Annotated in this window: 12 protein-coding genes; 8 read left to right on the plus strand and 4 right to left on the minus strand. The window is 58.6% G+C overall.

Features of this window, described 5'->3' with window-relative positions:
* Window positions 1-10: 10 nt before the first annotated feature.
* The gene (locus RBR25_RS04210; protein WP_432818281.1) at window positions 11-1,135 is read left to right on the plus strand and encodes a metallophosphoesterase; all 1,125 of its coding nucleotides are present in this window, start codon (window positions 11-13) and stop codon (window positions 1,133-1,135) included.
* 29 nt (window positions 1,136-1,164) lie between these two features.
* The gene (locus tag RBR25_RS04215) at window positions 1,165-1,803 is read left to right on the plus strand and encodes an NUDIX hydrolase (RefSeq protein ID WP_432818282.1); all 639 of its coding nucleotides are present in this window, start codon (window positions 1,165-1,167) and stop codon (window positions 1,801-1,803) included.
* Between the two features lie 65 nt (window positions 1,804-1,868).
* On the opposite strand, the gene RBR25_RS04220 is transcribed toward RBR25_RS04215, so the two are convergent.
* Complete coding sequence (locus RBR25_RS04220; RefSeq protein ID WP_432818283.1) at window positions 1,869-2,828, minus strand: sensor histidine kinase; 960 nt, start codon at window positions 2,826-2,828, stop codon at window positions 1,869-1,871.
* A 1,025-nt stretch (window positions 2,829-3,853) separates the two neighbouring features.
* Between RBR25_RS04220 and RBR25_RS04225 the strand changes: the two genes are divergently transcribed.
* The gene (locus RBR25_RS04225; protein ID WP_432818284.1) at window positions 3,854-4,240 is read left to right on the plus strand and encodes a DUF4212 domain-containing protein; all 387 of its coding nucleotides are present in this window, start codon (window positions 3,854-3,856) and stop codon (window positions 4,238-4,240) included.
* Window positions 4,241-4,262: 22 nt separating this feature from the next.
* Window positions 4,263-5,873, plus strand: coding sequence for a VC_2705 family sodium/solute symporter (locus RBR25_RS04230; protein WP_432818285.1), 1,611 nt, complete (start codon window positions 4,263-4,265; stop codon window positions 5,871-5,873).
* Between the two features lie 712 nt (window positions 5,874-6,585).
* Here RBR25_RS04230 and RBR25_RS04235 read toward each other — a convergent pair.
* Window positions 6,586-7,257, minus strand: a complete 672-nt coding sequence (locus RBR25_RS04235) for a hypothetical protein (RefSeq protein ID WP_432818286.1) — start codon at window positions 7,255-7,257, stop codon at window positions 6,586-6,588.
* Between the two features lie 118 nt (window positions 7,258-7,375).
* Here RBR25_RS04235 and RBR25_RS04240 point away from each other — a divergent pair, with 118 nt between their 5' ends.
* A complete protein-coding gene (locus RBR25_RS04240) occupies window positions 7,376-8,080 on the plus strand; it encodes a 3'-5' exonuclease (RefSeq protein ID WP_432818287.1) in 705 nt (234 codons plus the stop codon).
* Window positions 8,077-9,945, plus strand: coding sequence for an AMP-binding protein (locus RBR25_RS04245; RefSeq protein ID WP_432818288.1), 1,869 nt, complete (start codon window positions 8,077-8,079; stop codon window positions 9,943-9,945). The genes RBR25_RS04240 and RBR25_RS04245 overlap by 4 nt, the downstream gene beginning before the upstream one ends.
* A 52-nt stretch (window positions 9,946-9,997) precedes the next feature.
* Here the strand turns inward: RBR25_RS04245 and uvrC are convergent, their stop codons facing one another.
* Both uvrC and RBR25_RS04255 read right to left on the minus strand, forming a co-directional pair.
* Window positions 9,998-11,833 carry an excinuclease ABC subunit UvrC gene (gene uvrC / locus RBR25_RS04250; RefSeq protein WP_432818289.1) on the minus strand — a complete coding sequence of 612 codons (1,836 nt, stop codon included), beginning with the start codon at window positions 11,831-11,833 and terminating at the stop codon, window positions 9,998-10,000.
* A gap of 110 nt (window positions 11,834-11,943) precedes the next feature.
* Window positions 11,944-12,456 (minus strand): rubredoxin-like domain-containing protein, encoded by a 513-nt coding sequence (locus tag RBR25_RS04255; RefSeq protein ID WP_432818290.1) that lies wholly within the window; start codon window positions 12,454-12,456, stop codon window positions 11,944-11,946.
* 232 nt (window positions 12,457-12,688) lie between these two features.
* Here RBR25_RS04255 and RBR25_RS04260 point away from each other — a divergent pair, with 232 nt between their 5' ends.
* Both RBR25_RS04260 and RBR25_RS04265 read left to right on the plus strand, forming a co-directional pair.
* A complete protein-coding gene (locus RBR25_RS04260; protein ID WP_432818291.1) occupies window positions 12,689-13,234 on the plus strand; it encodes a cyclic nucleotide-binding domain-containing protein in 546 nt (181 codons plus the stop codon).
* Entirely contained in the window at window positions 13,231-14,355 is a 1,125-nt protein-coding gene (locus tag RBR25_RS04265) for an AI-2E family transporter (RefSeq protein ID WP_432818292.1), read from the plus strand. The genes RBR25_RS04260 and RBR25_RS04265 overlap by 4 nt, the downstream gene beginning before the upstream one ends.
* Window positions 14,356-14,399: the final 44 nt, after the last annotated feature.

Consider the following 14,399-nt stretch of genomic DNA (forward strand, 5'->3'; position numbering starts at 1 on the left):
GAGTTACATCATGCCCAGACTGATCATTTTCCTGACGGTCTTCCTTTCCCTTTACAGCGCCATGCATCTGCTCGCCTACCTCGGCCTGCGACCGCTGCTCGCGAGCCGGGAACGCGCCCGCCGGCCGGTTTTGCTCTTCATGCTGCTGATGATCGCCGCGCCGGTTCTGGTGCGTCTTCTCGAACGACTCGACCTAGACGGGGCGGCGCGGCTCTTGGCCATCATCGGCTATTCATGGATGGCCTTCATCTTTCTGACCTTTGCCGGATTCGTCGCGGTCTTCGCCTGGGATCTCCTGCTGACGCCTCTCGCCCGCTATCGCCCCACCCTTGCCGAATGGAAACTGCACGGCCCACGCTGTGCCCTGCTGGTCCCGGCACTAGCCCTGCTGCTCAGCATCTACGGGGTCTTCGAAGCCCGCAACCTGACCGTCGAAACCCTGCGTATTCCCACCGACAAGCTGCCTGCCGAAGGGCAGAGTCTGCGCATCGTCCAGATTTCCGACCTGCATCTCGGCCTGTTGCACCGCCACGGCAAACTGGAGCAGGTGGCCCGTCGGATCGAAGAGCTGAAACCCGATCTGCTGGTAGCGACCGGGGATATCGTCGACGCCCGTCTCGATCATATCGTCGGGCTGACCGACATTTTCCGGCGGCTGACCCCACCTCTCGGGAAGTACGCCGTGACCGGCAATCATGAATATTACGCCGGACTCGACCAGGCTCTTGATTTTCTCGAAGAGAGCGGCTTTATCCTGCTGCGTGACCGGGCGACACGGGTCGGCCCGTTGCTACTGGTGGGGGTCGATGATCCGGCAGGCGGACACAGCGTTGATGAGGCGACCTTGGTCAACCTCGCCGAGCGCTGCCATTTTACCCTGCTCCTCAAGCACCGGCCCCTGATCACCCCCGGCGAAGAAGTCTTCGATCTACAACTTTCGGGGCATGCCCATCGCGGCCAGATCATCCCCTTCAACTTGGTGACCGCCCTGGAATATCCTTTACAAAATGGCCTCTACCGCCTGCCCACCGGCGCTCTCCTTTATGCCAGCCGCGGAACTGGCACCTGGGGTCCGCCGATACGGGTCTTTGCCCCGCCGGAAATCACCCTGATCGAGCTCTTCCCGCGCCGCTAACCCCTGACCTGTTCACGAGATCGCAGCCGATGCCGCAACCGCTCCTCTCCTCCTGGCCCGACCAGCTGACGCACTTCCGCCGGGCGCTCAACCCGCATCCGCCACGGATGACGAGTGGGCCCGAGCACGGCCATGGGGCGGTAGCCCTCATTCTCCGTCCCGGTCCCCAGGGCGCGGAAATTCTTTACATCGAACGGGCTGCCCACCCCCGCGACCCCTGGTCGGGGGACCTCGCCTTCCCCGGCGGCCGGATCGATCCTGAGGACGGCGGCATCCGTCAGGCGGCGGAACGGGAGACCTACGAAGAAATCGGTCTGGATCTGCGCGACGCCGACTACTTGGGGGGACTCGACGACATCGTCGGCGCGCATCTGCCGGTGCGGGTCTCCTGCTGCGTCTACGCCCTGCCCGAAGGAAAGAATCCGCCGCTGCGCCGCAATCATGAAGTCAGCGACGTCTTTTACATGCCCCTTGACAAACTGCGCGCCCCCGCGCGCCACATCATCACCCGCATCGACTGGAACCGGGCTCCGCGCGAAACCCCCGCCCTGACCCTGCTCCCCGGCAACCGTCCCCTTCTCTGGGGAATCACCTACCGCCTCACCACCCAGTTACTCAACCGCATCGGCCTTCCCCTGCTCCCGCCAAACGTCGTTTCCGCCGGATAAAAGAAAACAGGGGCCGACCCGGCATCCCGGATCGGCCCCCGATCAATCCCGAAGCGAAAGTCTGCTTATTCCTCTTCCGTCTCGGCGGCCTTGCCGGCGCGGGCCGCCTTCGCCCGAAGCAGAGTGAAATGGAAGACCGTCCCCTTTCCCTCATCGCTACGCACTTTGAGCTTACCGCCGCCGCGTCGCACCAGTTCGTGGGCCAGCAACAGCCCCAGGCCGCTCCCTGCCTCGCCGGAGGTTCCCGGCTTGGAGAGGCGCGTTCCCATGTGGAAGAGGCTTTTGACCTCGTGCCGGGACATGCCGATGCCGCGGTCGGTGACGCTCACCCGCACCTTGCCGCCGCGCCCCTTGGCCCCAACCTCAATGGAGCTCCCCGGGTGGGAGAATTTGACGGCGTTGCTGAGCAGATTGCGCAACACCGAATTCACGGCCGTCTCGTCGGCCAGCACCATAACCCCCTCGGGAACATTATTGCTGATGACGATCTGCTTGCGGGTCGCAGAGAGCCCAATCTGGTCGATCACCGACTCGACCAAGGAGCGTAAATCCCGACGACGCAACGGGATATTGCCGCTCTCCAGTTGCACCTCGGCCCAGCAGAGGAGATTTTCGAGCAGGTCGTGAGCCTTGTCCGCGGCTTCGAAAATCCCAGCACTGAGAGAGCGCCGGTCTTCCTCGGATAACTCGTTGAAATTCTTGCGTAACAGCTCGGCGTTGCCGATCAGGTTGGTGAAGGGGCTACGCAGGTCGTGGGCGATCACACCGAACAGCCGCGCCTTTTCCGTGTCGATTCGTTGCAGGCGCAGAGCAAGAGACGTCGAAATGAACATGACCACGAAAGCGAAAAGCACAACGATTGCCGTTACGAACCAGCATTCGAGGTGGTTCACCGGCGTCGGCTGGACTCCGAAAAGCTTGTTGGGCAGATCGAAAAACTCGTCCAACCACAGAAAGAGGACGATAAAGCCGAAACCAAAGGCTTCGATCAGCAGGATTTTTTTGGAACAGCTAAACTTTACCATGAAAAGCTCCCCTCGGGAAAGTTCATCCCCTCACCAAGATTCTAATTACGCCATGGATTAAACAAAACAGAGGAACAAAATGCAATCAGAAAGTTTCGTCCGACCTCTAAACCTGAAAACGCCGTTGGTTTCAGCAAAGGCGCCGGTCTGATAAGCGGGTTCCGAATCCGGACAGGAGCGTCGAATAGTTCAATATGGCGCCTCCAACACCCGCCCACTGAATGGGATTTTCTGCGATAAAAAAGTGGTTCAGCGCCTTGACAGGCCTCCATGGCCCTTTCATACTTTTCCTAGCCCAGAAAACAAACCCAACAAATTCCGCTCACATCGGCTAACCATTTAACTTATTTAGTACCCCCGGCCCTGCAAGGGCATGAAATCGGTTCTCGCGACCAACGGTGCCGACATATTTTTATAACAACATTTTACTTGACTCATCGAAATACGCTGTGGCATAAAGTCAGCGAGGCCAAAACACTGTTTAAGTTTAAATTTCAGCAACCGAGTTCCGGAGAAAAACGATGGACGTTACGCTTTATTACATCTTGGGCGGCATTATCACCGGGGGAGCGACAATTTGTTTCGTTTTCGCCTATTATTCCGACTACCGCGAGCAAAGCAGTCGCAAACGGCGTTCCATGTATTCCATCATTAACCGTGAGAATCGGCCAGCATCGAAATAAAAATGGGTTCCCGACGATTCCGCAGATCCTTTTGATCGGGAGTCGGTCGTGGTTTTCGGATTCCCGGCCCAAGGGGAGAATCGGATAAGTAAAACGCAGGTTCGCCGTCGGCAACACTTCGGCGACGCCGAGAATGAACTCGAAGTTGGTCAGAAGCACGCCCCATGTCGGAGCGGAATTCTACTTCCGGAGTTCACTACAACCCCATCATAACCCACTCAACCCGAAAGGAGGTGCCCACAACAAACATCGGTCTGTTCAATATCGACTAACAAGGGTTCGACGTTTATGCGGTCAACAGGGGTGGCTCCCCGAAGACTTCACACCAAGGGAGGAACGGGCATGGAAAAAGAGGGTTTGGGACAAAGAGATATTCATATCAATTTTTTTAGACCGGTCGGCGAATTCATGACCAGGGACGTGACCATGACCAAGATCATCTTGGTGGTCTGGGCCTTGGCCGTGTACGGCTTTCTGCTTTTGCTGGTGATGGCCGCCGATCCCAACGACACCGTGCAGGTTACGCTGAACACGGGCGAAGTCATCAACCAGGTCACCGGCAAAAGTTTTTTGACGGAAATGCGCTTTCTTGGCTTCCCCTTCCATTATTTCTACATGGCGTGGTTCTGCATCGGGCTCTTCATCGCCCAGTGCTGGTGGTACTGCAAGTTTTCCGACAACCTCGAAGCTGAGCTTGGCAAGGCCGAGAAGAAGCCCGGACAACCCTAAATAAAGGAAGGGAGACCTGAAAATGAAACGAATGATGCAATGGGGCTTGTCTCTTCTCTTTTTTTTGACGGCAAGCAATGTTTTCGCGGCGGTCGAAGACTTGAACCCGGAAGGAAAGTTCAAGGTCATTCCGGGCCTCATGATGATCGGCCTTTTGGTTCTGTTCGTCATGGTCGGCGTTTTCGCCAAGGCTAAAACCACCGAAGACTACTGGGCGGCCGGGCGCGGCATCGGCCAAATGGGCGGCGGCGCGGCGATCGCCTCGAACTGGATGTCCGCAGCCTCCTATCTGGGCATGGCCGGCCTCATCTACCTGAAGGGTTTTTTCGCCATCTCCTACGTGCTCGGTTGGACCGGCGGCTACGTGCTGCTGCTGGTGCTGATGGCCGGCCCGGTGCGCCGCTACGGCAAGTACACGGCACCGGACTTCGTCGGCGACCGCTACTATTCCCAGTTCGCGCGCCTGCTGTCGGCCCTGATCGTCATCCTGATCTCCTTCGTCTACGCCGTCGGCCAGTACAAGGGCATCGGCATGATGTTCAACTGGATCTTCGGCATCGACTACAAGACCTCGGTCGTCGTCGGCACCCTGGTCGTTCTGGCCTACGTCCTGATCTCGGGGATGCTCGGCGCCACCAAGAACATGCAGGTGCAGTACGTGGTCATCGTCATCACCTTCTTCCTGCCGCTCTTTTTCATCGCCCATAAGCTGGGCTACTTCTCCGCTGTGCCGCAGATCGGCTACGGTGCCGCCCTGTGGGACATCGGTAACGGCGGCAACGGAATTGCCCCGGAAGTCGCGGAACCCAGCTTCTATCTGCCGTTTATCAAGGACACCGCCTATCACTGGATCGCCCTGTGCTTCACCCTGATGGTCGGCACCGCCGGCCTGCCCCACGTCATCGGCCGCTTCTACGTCGTGCCCCGCGTCAGCGACGCCCGCTGGCAGGTGGTATGGGGCCTGTTCTTCATCGCCCTGGTCTACTGGACCGCGCCCGCCTACGCGGCCTACGCCAAATTCTCCAACCTGCTGGGGACTTCGGGCGTCAACATCGCGCCGGACGCCATCGTCGTCAACGCCGCCGAACTGGCGGGCCTGCCCGAGTGGTTCGCCGGCTTCCTCGCCGCCGGCGCCGTGTCCGCCGCCTTCTCCACCGTCGGCGGCCTGCTGATGGCCGGAGCCTCGGCCTTCGCCCACGACATCTACTTCCGCGTGTTGAGGCCGAACGCCACCGAAGAAACCAAGATGAAGATCGCCCGAGTCGGCACCGTTATACTCGGCCTGTCCATCATCATCATCGCCCTGAACCCGCCGGCCCTGATCGCCCAGATCGTCGCCGTCGCCTTCGCCCTCGGCGCGAACACCTTCTTCCCCCTGTTTCTGCTCGGGATCTGGTGGAGCCGCACCACCAAGGAAGCCGCGATCACCGGCATGATCGTGGGCCTGATCGTCACCTTCGGGTCGATGCTGATTCCCAAGACTTCGCTGCTGGCCTACTACATCCCCTTCACCTCCAGCGCGGTGCTCGGCGTACCGCTGGTCATCATCGTCATGATCGTGGTTTCGCTGATGACCCCCGAGCCCTCCCGGGAGATCAAGGAACTGCTTTACAAGGTTCATAACGACGAATAGTCCGCCGTGTTGAATCGTTTCATTCGCCCCCATCGCGTACGCGATGGGGGTTTTTTTGTTTCGCTCAGAGCCCGCCGCGTAGGGATTCCGAGCGCCGCCGACGCCTTTCGGAACCCGGCGGTCATCCGTGCCGAAAGCCGGCGAAAGTCGTCAAGGCGCCACGCCTCTTGTTTTAGCCGATGGCCGATCTTTCCCCTGCCCCCCCGCTGGGGAAGAACTCTTTACCCACCCCCAGCGCGGGCGGTTTTTTTAGGGGGGGAATGAGTAATCAACGTACTCTTTAGCGTCCCACGTCCCCTCCGGAGGCGATTTTTCATAACGAAACTTCAGTCAGTCTAGGCCTTTGATTTCAGTAGGTTATCTTGAAGTCAGTCAGAAGGGAGAAGCATTGAAGTCCTCCTTGGCAAGGAGAGAGGCAAGAGGGGTTTGGGCGAAAGCACAAAAAGATCCAAGGAGGAAGCGGCGCCAGCGTCGGGCCCAGGGTTTTCGGCCCGCGCGGGGTGTTCGCAAGGCGGGAACGTTCGCGATGGAATGATCCGGCAATCGCGCGGGGCGGGGCGGGGCGGGCCGACCGCGGGCCGGACGGCATGAACGCGGCCCAGAACGACGGTCTGAAGAGGGGAGGCGACGGGGAAAGGGGTTGCGCAGTCGATTTTCAGTCCGGTTCCCGCGGAGTGAGCGCTCTGCGGGAACCGGGAAATCCTCGGGAAAATTACATAAACTTGATTTTTTTATGTTTGTCCAACTCGGCCTTGCCCGCCTCGATGAAAGGTTTCGGATCGATGCCGAGCATTTTGACCGAGCGCTCGGCGTTGCCGTTGTCGGGATTGTACAACAACGACCGACGAAACGCCTCAAGAGCTCCTTCCATGTCGCCGGAGTATTTCAGGGCGGTGCCGTAATTGGCCAGGCTTTCCGAAATGGCCTTGGAAAAGCGCTCGTAATCCTTAGGGTTGTGCTCGAACCAGCGCAGGTAGAAATCGACGGAGGTTTTCAGCGCCTGGAGCGCCTTCTCGATTTCCGCCTGGTCAACGGCGGCCGGATTCACCTTGTCCCGCTGGGTGTTCAACTTATGGCCGTAGAGCGCCCATCCCAGGTGAAGGACGCCGATGTCGTTCATGACAAAGCCATAGTTGATGTACACATCCCGCCCCTGATCGCCCTGAACGTTGGGATGCTCCAGCTCCCGCCGAGCCGACTCGTAGTATTTGAGGGCCTCTTCATAATTTTTTACTTTGAGCAGTTTCTGGGCGCTGACTGCGGTCAGGTGGGCGTTTTTATACTTGGGGTCCACCTTCTGATGCTCCGCGCCGTATTGACAGCGCGACAATAATACGATGAGGCTAATGATGATGCCGAGGATAAAAAACGGTTTTAAATTCATTAAATAAAACTCCTGTTGAAAAATATGTCGATAAGTATAAACTTTGAAGCGGGTAATCTCCAGCTTAAAGTTTACAGTTTAAAGATTACGGGCGTGACTATTCGCGCTGGAGTCGGATATGTGGAAAACCCTTTTGAAAACCGTGAGCCCGCGCAAAAGCGACGCGGAGCGCGACCCGGTGGCGGCCTATGTCCGACAACGCTGCGAGGCCATCCGCTCGCAAGGCGTACTGAAAAAGACCTTGACCGAAGCCTCCTACTGCATTATTGACTTGGAAACGACGGGGCTGAATATCGCCGAGGACGCCATTATCAACGCAGCCGGAGTGAAGGTTAAGAGCGGCAAGATCACCAAAATCTACGAGGCCTATATCAAACCGCCGTTTCCCATCCGGCAGGAATCGATCCAGTGGCACGGCATCACCGACGACATGCTGACGGATAAACCGTCGATCGCGGAAACGCTCCCCGAGTTTCTCGGTTTCATCGGAAACAGCATCATTGTCGGGCACCATATCAACTTCGACCTGCGGATGCTCAACCGGCACCTGAAAGATTATTACAACTGCTCCCTGGAGGGCGCTCCCTGGCTCGACACTATGCTGCTGCACAAACTGGTGGTGGAAAATAACACCAATACCCAACTGGACGATCTGCTCAGCACCTACGTCATCGACTGCAACCAGCGGCACCGTGCACTGGGCGATTCCATCGCGACGGCAAAGGTGTTTCTGAGGATTTCGCAGGAGCTGTCTTCGCCCTACAAAACACTTAACGATCTGTTTTGCGCCCAGCAGGACATGTCCCGTAAGGATCATAAATGATGGTTCATCCCAAGATTGACTATCAGCGGCGTAAAATTTCCGCCCATCAATACGAAGCCTACCGGGACATGCCGCAGCAAGAGCTGTTCGATGCGCTGGCGCGCAAGTATCTGCACTGGGCGGAACCCTACCGCAAGGTGCTGGACGACATGGCGCCCCCCCATTACCACTGGTTTTCCGGCGGCAAGCTCAATGTCTTTGAAAACCTGGTCGGCAAACACATGGATACCCTGCGCCGCAACAAGGCAGCGATCATCTGGCGCGGAGTCAATTTCGAAGAGCGCACCTATACCTATCAGGCGCTGGGTCATGAAGTCCTGAGCCTGATCAACGGCTTGCTGCATCTGGGGGTAAAAAAAGGAACCCATGTCCTGATCTATCTGCCGGACCTGCCGGAAACCGTTGTGGCCATGCTCGCCTGCGCCAGTATCGGCGCCATTCATATCAACTACCACATGGCTTATTCCGCCGAAGCGATGGCGCAGCGCCTGCAACACTGTCAGGCGAAATTCATTATTACCTGTGACGGCGTCAGTTTCCGCAGCCGGGGACTTAAAGATCTGGTGAATGAGGCGATGGAGCGTATCGATTACGAAATTCAGCACTGCGTGGTGGTGCGGCGCACTGGCCAGCACACCCTGATGCGACCGAAGCGCGACATCTGGTACGATGACCTGGTTACCGATCCCGAGTTCGCCACGGGCGGAGTCTATGATCACCTTCGCCATGCCGACGAGCCGCTCTTCATGCTCTATACCTCGACCAAATCCAAGCAGCCGCGCGGGGTGCTGCACGGGTTGGCCGGTTATCTGATGTGGGCGCAATTCACCACCGAGTTGCTGTTCGATCTGGTGGATACCGATATTTTCTGGAACACCTCGGATCTGGCCTGGATCAACGGCCATACGTATTCCGTTTACGGTCCGCTGCCCTTGGGAGCAACCCTGTTTCTCTATGAAGGGGCCATCTCCTATGAAAACACCAATTATTTTTTCGACTACCTGGACCGCTATCACATCACGGTTCTGTACACTAACCCATCGCTGTTGCGTAGCGTCATGCGCGCAAAAAGCACCAAGCGTTATCTGAACCGCGCCAGCAACTCTTTGCGCCTGATCGGTTGCGGTGGCGAAAAACTCAGTGAGGAGATATACAACTGGGCGCAGTTCGAACTGACCAACAACCGCAATCTGCCCATCAGCCAGATCTGGGGACAAACCGAGACGGGGGGCTGCCTGATCGCCGGGGTGCCGGGGGTACCGGATTTCAAGGATGACACGATGATGCGCCCTTTGCCGGGAGTGGATGCCCGGATTGTCGACCACAACGGCGTGTCGATCAAAGCGGCGAGGGAACCCGGACGGTTGGTGCTGGCCTCGCCGTTGCCGTCGATGTTGCAGGATCTGTACAAGGATCCGGTCGGATACCAGCAAACCTTCTGGAAAAAATTTCCCGAGCGAACCTATTTCACCACAGGGGACGGCGCCATTTACGACGATCTCGCCAATTTCGACCTGACCGGGCGGCTGGACAACGTGATCAGCACCGGCAGCGGGCGGCGGAGTATCGCCGAAATTGAAGAAACCGTCATGACCATGCGCCGCATTCGCGAATGCGCGGCCATCGTCATCGATCATCCGCTGCAAGGTTATATGCTGGTGATTTTTTGCGTGTTGCAGAATTTTCGTGATGAAAGCTACCGGGAAAAAACCCTACAGGATGTCCGCGAACACATCATTGAGGAGATCGGCGAACTGAACCTGCCAGACAAGATCCGGTTCACCAAATATCTACCCAAAACCCCCGATAACCGGATTAATCGAGAACTGCTTCAGGAAATCGCCCTACAGATGGAGGGGATCTGACCTTCGCCGACGAGACAAGGGAGTTGGGGCCAGGCGGATAACGCGAAGGTGCTCAGTCCCCGGACTGCGCTAATGCGGAGAAGATATTGCGGGCCACCGCTTCCGGCAGGCCGGAAACCCGCGACAAGTCTTCCAGGGTCGCCTCGCGAATCCTCTTCAGACTGCCGAAATGCCTGAGCAGCACCTTGCGCCGGGCCGGGCCGACGCCGGGGATATCTTCGAGGATCGAACTAAACGCGGCTTTGCCGCGCAACTTGCGATGCTGAGTCAGGGCGAAACGGTGGGCTTCGTCGCGCAGCCGCTCAAGCATGAAGAGCGCCGGTGAACCCGGCCGGAGCAATACTGGGTTCTTGCGCCCGGGGAGAAAAAACCGTTCTTCGCTACGCTCCAAGGCTCGCCCGCGCACGTTGGACACAACCCGGCTCTTGGCGATGCCGGCGCGGTCGATTCGACCCATCAGGCCAAGCTCATCAAGAACCCGGTCGACCACCCCGAGCTGTCCCCGGCCCCCGTCGATCAGGATAAAATCTGGCAACACCCCATCGTCGCGCCCCCGGTTGAAGCGGCGTCGCAAAACTTCATAGAGCGAGGCATAGTCATCCGCCCCCGCCACAGTCCGGATTTTGAACTGGCGATATTCGGCTCGGGCCGCCTCGCCATCAATCAGAACTGCCATGCTACCGACGCTCTGCCGCCCCTGCACATTGGAAATATCGAAACATTCCATCCGTTTGGGTAATCGGCTGAGATGCAGACGACGATGGATTTCTTCAAGTACGCCGTCGATGGCTTCACGCCGGCTGCCGCGCTCGCGAAACGACTCGAGAGCGTTGCGGTTGGCCAGCTCCACCAGTTCGCGCTTGACGCCCCGCCGGGGCACCGTCATCTCGACCCTGCCCCCCTTGCGTTCGCCGAGCCATTCGGCCAGAGCGGCGGCATTCTCCGGCAACAACGGAAGCAGCAACTGCTCGGGGATAACCACCTCCCGTCCGTAAAACTCCTGCAAAAACGCCGAAAGAAGCTCATCTTCATCCAGTTTCCAATCGATGGCAAAGCCGCGCCGGTCGATTAACTTGCCCTGGCGAACGAACAGGATCACCACTTCAACCTCGCCCCCTTCGCGATGCAGGCCGAGTACGTCTTGGTCACCGCCGGCCGGGGTCACCATCTTCTGCCGTTCTATGGTCTGCTCGATGGAGCCGATCTGATCGCGGAACCGGGCCGCTGCTTCAAAACGCAGCTCGTCAGAAGCCGCCAGCATCTTTTTCCGCAACATCCGCAACACGTCGTTTTCGCGCCCGGACAGAAAGGCGATCACTCCGTCGACCAGCTCCCGATACCCCGCGCCGCTGATTCGTCCATGGCAGGGAGCGCTGCACTGGCCGATCTGGAAAAACAGGCAGGGGCGACCGCGCCGCCGGCAGGTCGCGAGAGGATAGTGGCGCAGGGGAAAAATCCGGTAAATTTCCTTGAGGGTATCGCGAACCGCGGACGAGGAAGCAAAGGGGCCGAAATAGAACGCTCCGTCATGCCGGACCTTGCGGACCACCTGCAGGGCGGGAAATTCTTCGCGCGGGTCGAGCCGCAACGAAACATAAGTCTTGTCGTCCCGCAAATTGATATTGTAGCGGGGACGGTGCTGCTTAATCAGGGTGTTTTCGAGGATCAACGCTTCTTTTTCGGTATCCGTGACGATCGTCTCGATGTCGCAGACCCGGTCCATGAGAAAGCGAATATGGGCGCGGTCGTCGCCGGCGGCGGAAAAGTAACCCCGTAACCGGTTGCGCAGATGTTTGGCTTTGCCGACGTAAAGAACCGTCCCATCATCGCCCTTCATCAGGTACACGCCGTGAGCAGCGGGAATTTTTTTCAGGTCAAAATCGATCACTGCGACGACCGTGGCGACTCGCGGGAGAGAGGGTTTGAAAATAACGGACAACAGCAAGAAAAGCCAAGGCAGACCTTGGCTTTTCTTGCTGTTGAAATCTCAATCCGTCATCATTCGTCGGCCATGCCGAAATGGTCGGCCTCTATTTCGATAAAAGCGCTCAGCACCTGCTTAACCCGTTCCTCGGCAGTCTCTTCGAGAAACCTCGTGTAAAGCTGCACGGCACGACCTTCTCGCTTGCGCGCCTCGGCCAGATTTTCTTTGTGTGACGGCGAGCACTCGCCAGGAGCCGAAAGCTCCTCGGGCAAAGGAATATCAAGGATTTGGCAGAAGAGTACGGCGTGGGCCGTCTCGGTGCGGGAAAGGGCGGAAAAGAGCGCCCGTCCCCGCTCGCAATCGGCGACCTGCGCGGCTCCCCGGTAGAAGGTCGCGTTGCCGACCGCCAGGTCGAGGGCGCGTTCGAGGTTTTCCCGGCTCTTGCGGGAAAGCTCGCCAAGGGGAACTTGCCGATAGGCATCCGCCGCTACCAGGTATTTGCCGGGGGCTCCGCAGAAGGGGCAGTGGCTGGGAGCGGCCGAGCCGATGTAGGACTCACCGCAGATCAGGCATCGAAAGAGATTCATTCAGGGTCTCCTTGGAAAGTGTTGTGAGCATAGCAAGGCGCCCATCTTCTGTCAACGCGTCCCACGCGTGTCCCATGCACCCCGCGTTCCCACCCGGAGAGAAGGACGGGAATCCTCGGTCGGACGCGGCAACGAGGTCGGGGGAGAAGTCGAGATCCAGGGTTTTTTCTGGTTTTATCGCTGTGGATTGATATAATTGGCGAACTTTTTCGCCACCCTGTGGAGGTCGACCGTGAACCCCTTCTGGAGCAACATTTTCCACAAGAAGTCGGAAGCCGATTCGCTTATCGCCTTTCTGCGCAGCCTGGCGATCTTTGCCGACCTAGGACGCCGGGAAGTGAGTTTCATCGCCGGCCTCGTCCATGCCCGGCGTTATGCCCCGGCGGAAACAATCTTCGAAGGGGGGGATCCGGGAACCGGCATGTATGCCGTACGCTCGGGGCGGGTCGCCATTTTCATTCGCCATCCCGACGGACAGAAGGAACAGCTGGCGGTCCTCGGCCCAGGCGACTTCTTCGGCGAAGCGACGCTGCTCGCTCCGGCACGGCGAACCGCTTCGGCGCGCACGCTCGAAGAGACCGAGCTGGTCGGCCTGTTTCGCGCCGACCTGATGGAAGCGACGCGCAAGCATCCGAACGTGAGCAATGCCATCCTCATCAGCCTGGCACGCATCCTCAGCGAACGGATGCAGGCGGCCGAGCTGGAAATCCGCCAGCTGCGCGCCGCGCTCAGGCTTTCACCGCCGCCAACCGGCACCGAGAGTGATGACCTGCCATGACACCGAAGCCTGTGCTGACCCGGGTTCACCTGCTCCTCTTCTTTTTCGTCCTAGCCGCCGGAATCGCCGTGGGGCTCTCCCTCTTTTCCTCGGCGTCGACCGTTCTGACCCTGATCCGTACCGCCACCAGCGGCCTCTTCCTGCCGCTCTTGTTGTCACTGATCGCCACCTTTCTGCTCGGCCCCATCGTCTCCTTCATCGAGCGAGAAAACATCAGCCGCACCTTAAGCATTTTTCTCGTCTACCTGCTGGTTGCCGCGCTGCTCCTCCTCGCCGCCGGCTGGCTCAGCCCCCACTGGCAGGAGATGTGGAGTTCCCTGCGCACCGACCTGCCTCGCTACACCGCCAAATTCATCACCCTGCTGCGCGACGCCCAGGAAAACCTGCAAAACCGCTTCCCCTATATTGAAAGCTACGACCTGACCGGCCACGCTCGTACCCTGGCCGAGCAGCTTGTCGCCCAGATTCTGGTGGGCACGCCGAAGTCGGCCCTGCGCCTTGGCAGCCTGTTGATCCTGGTGCCGCTCTTTACCTTCTTTTTCCTGCGGGACGGCAACCTTATCCTGCGCACTTGCGTCTCCTTGACCCCGAACCGCTATTTCGAAATGGTGCATGACCTGACCTCCGTGGTCAGTCGGCAGATGGCCGATTTCATCCGCGGGCGCCTGCTCGAAGCCTTCATCGTCGGCCTAGTGGTCACCCTCGGGCTCTCCTTCACCGATCTCCGCTACACACCGATCCTCGGCATCTTCGCCGGCGTCACCAACCTGATTCCCTACATCGGCCCGCTCGTCGGCATGATTCCAGGCATCCTTATCGCCCTGGTCGATCTCGGCATGGGCGCTCAGTTCTGGTGGATCGTCATCGTCTATTTTCTAATCGCCCAGGTCATCGTCGACAACTTCATCCTGATCCCGGTGCTGATCTCCCGCTATTCCAACCTCCATCCCCTCTGGGTGCTGCTCGCCATCATCATGGGGGGCAAGCTCTATGGGGTTCTGGGCATGATCATCGGCGTACCGGTTGCCAGCATCATCAAGATCGCCCTGCTTGAAATTCGCCATTACCGCAATACCTTCGCCCTGCCCGACACCGCTCAGGAACAGGAACGGCCGACCTGACTTTACCGAAGACCAGAACCACCGAACAGCGCCGGGACGACGCC

The organism is Trichloromonas sp., assembly GCF_034006665.1.
Lineage (GTDB): Bacteria > Desulfobacterota > Desulfuromonadia > Desulfuromonadales > Trichloromonadaceae > Trichloromonas.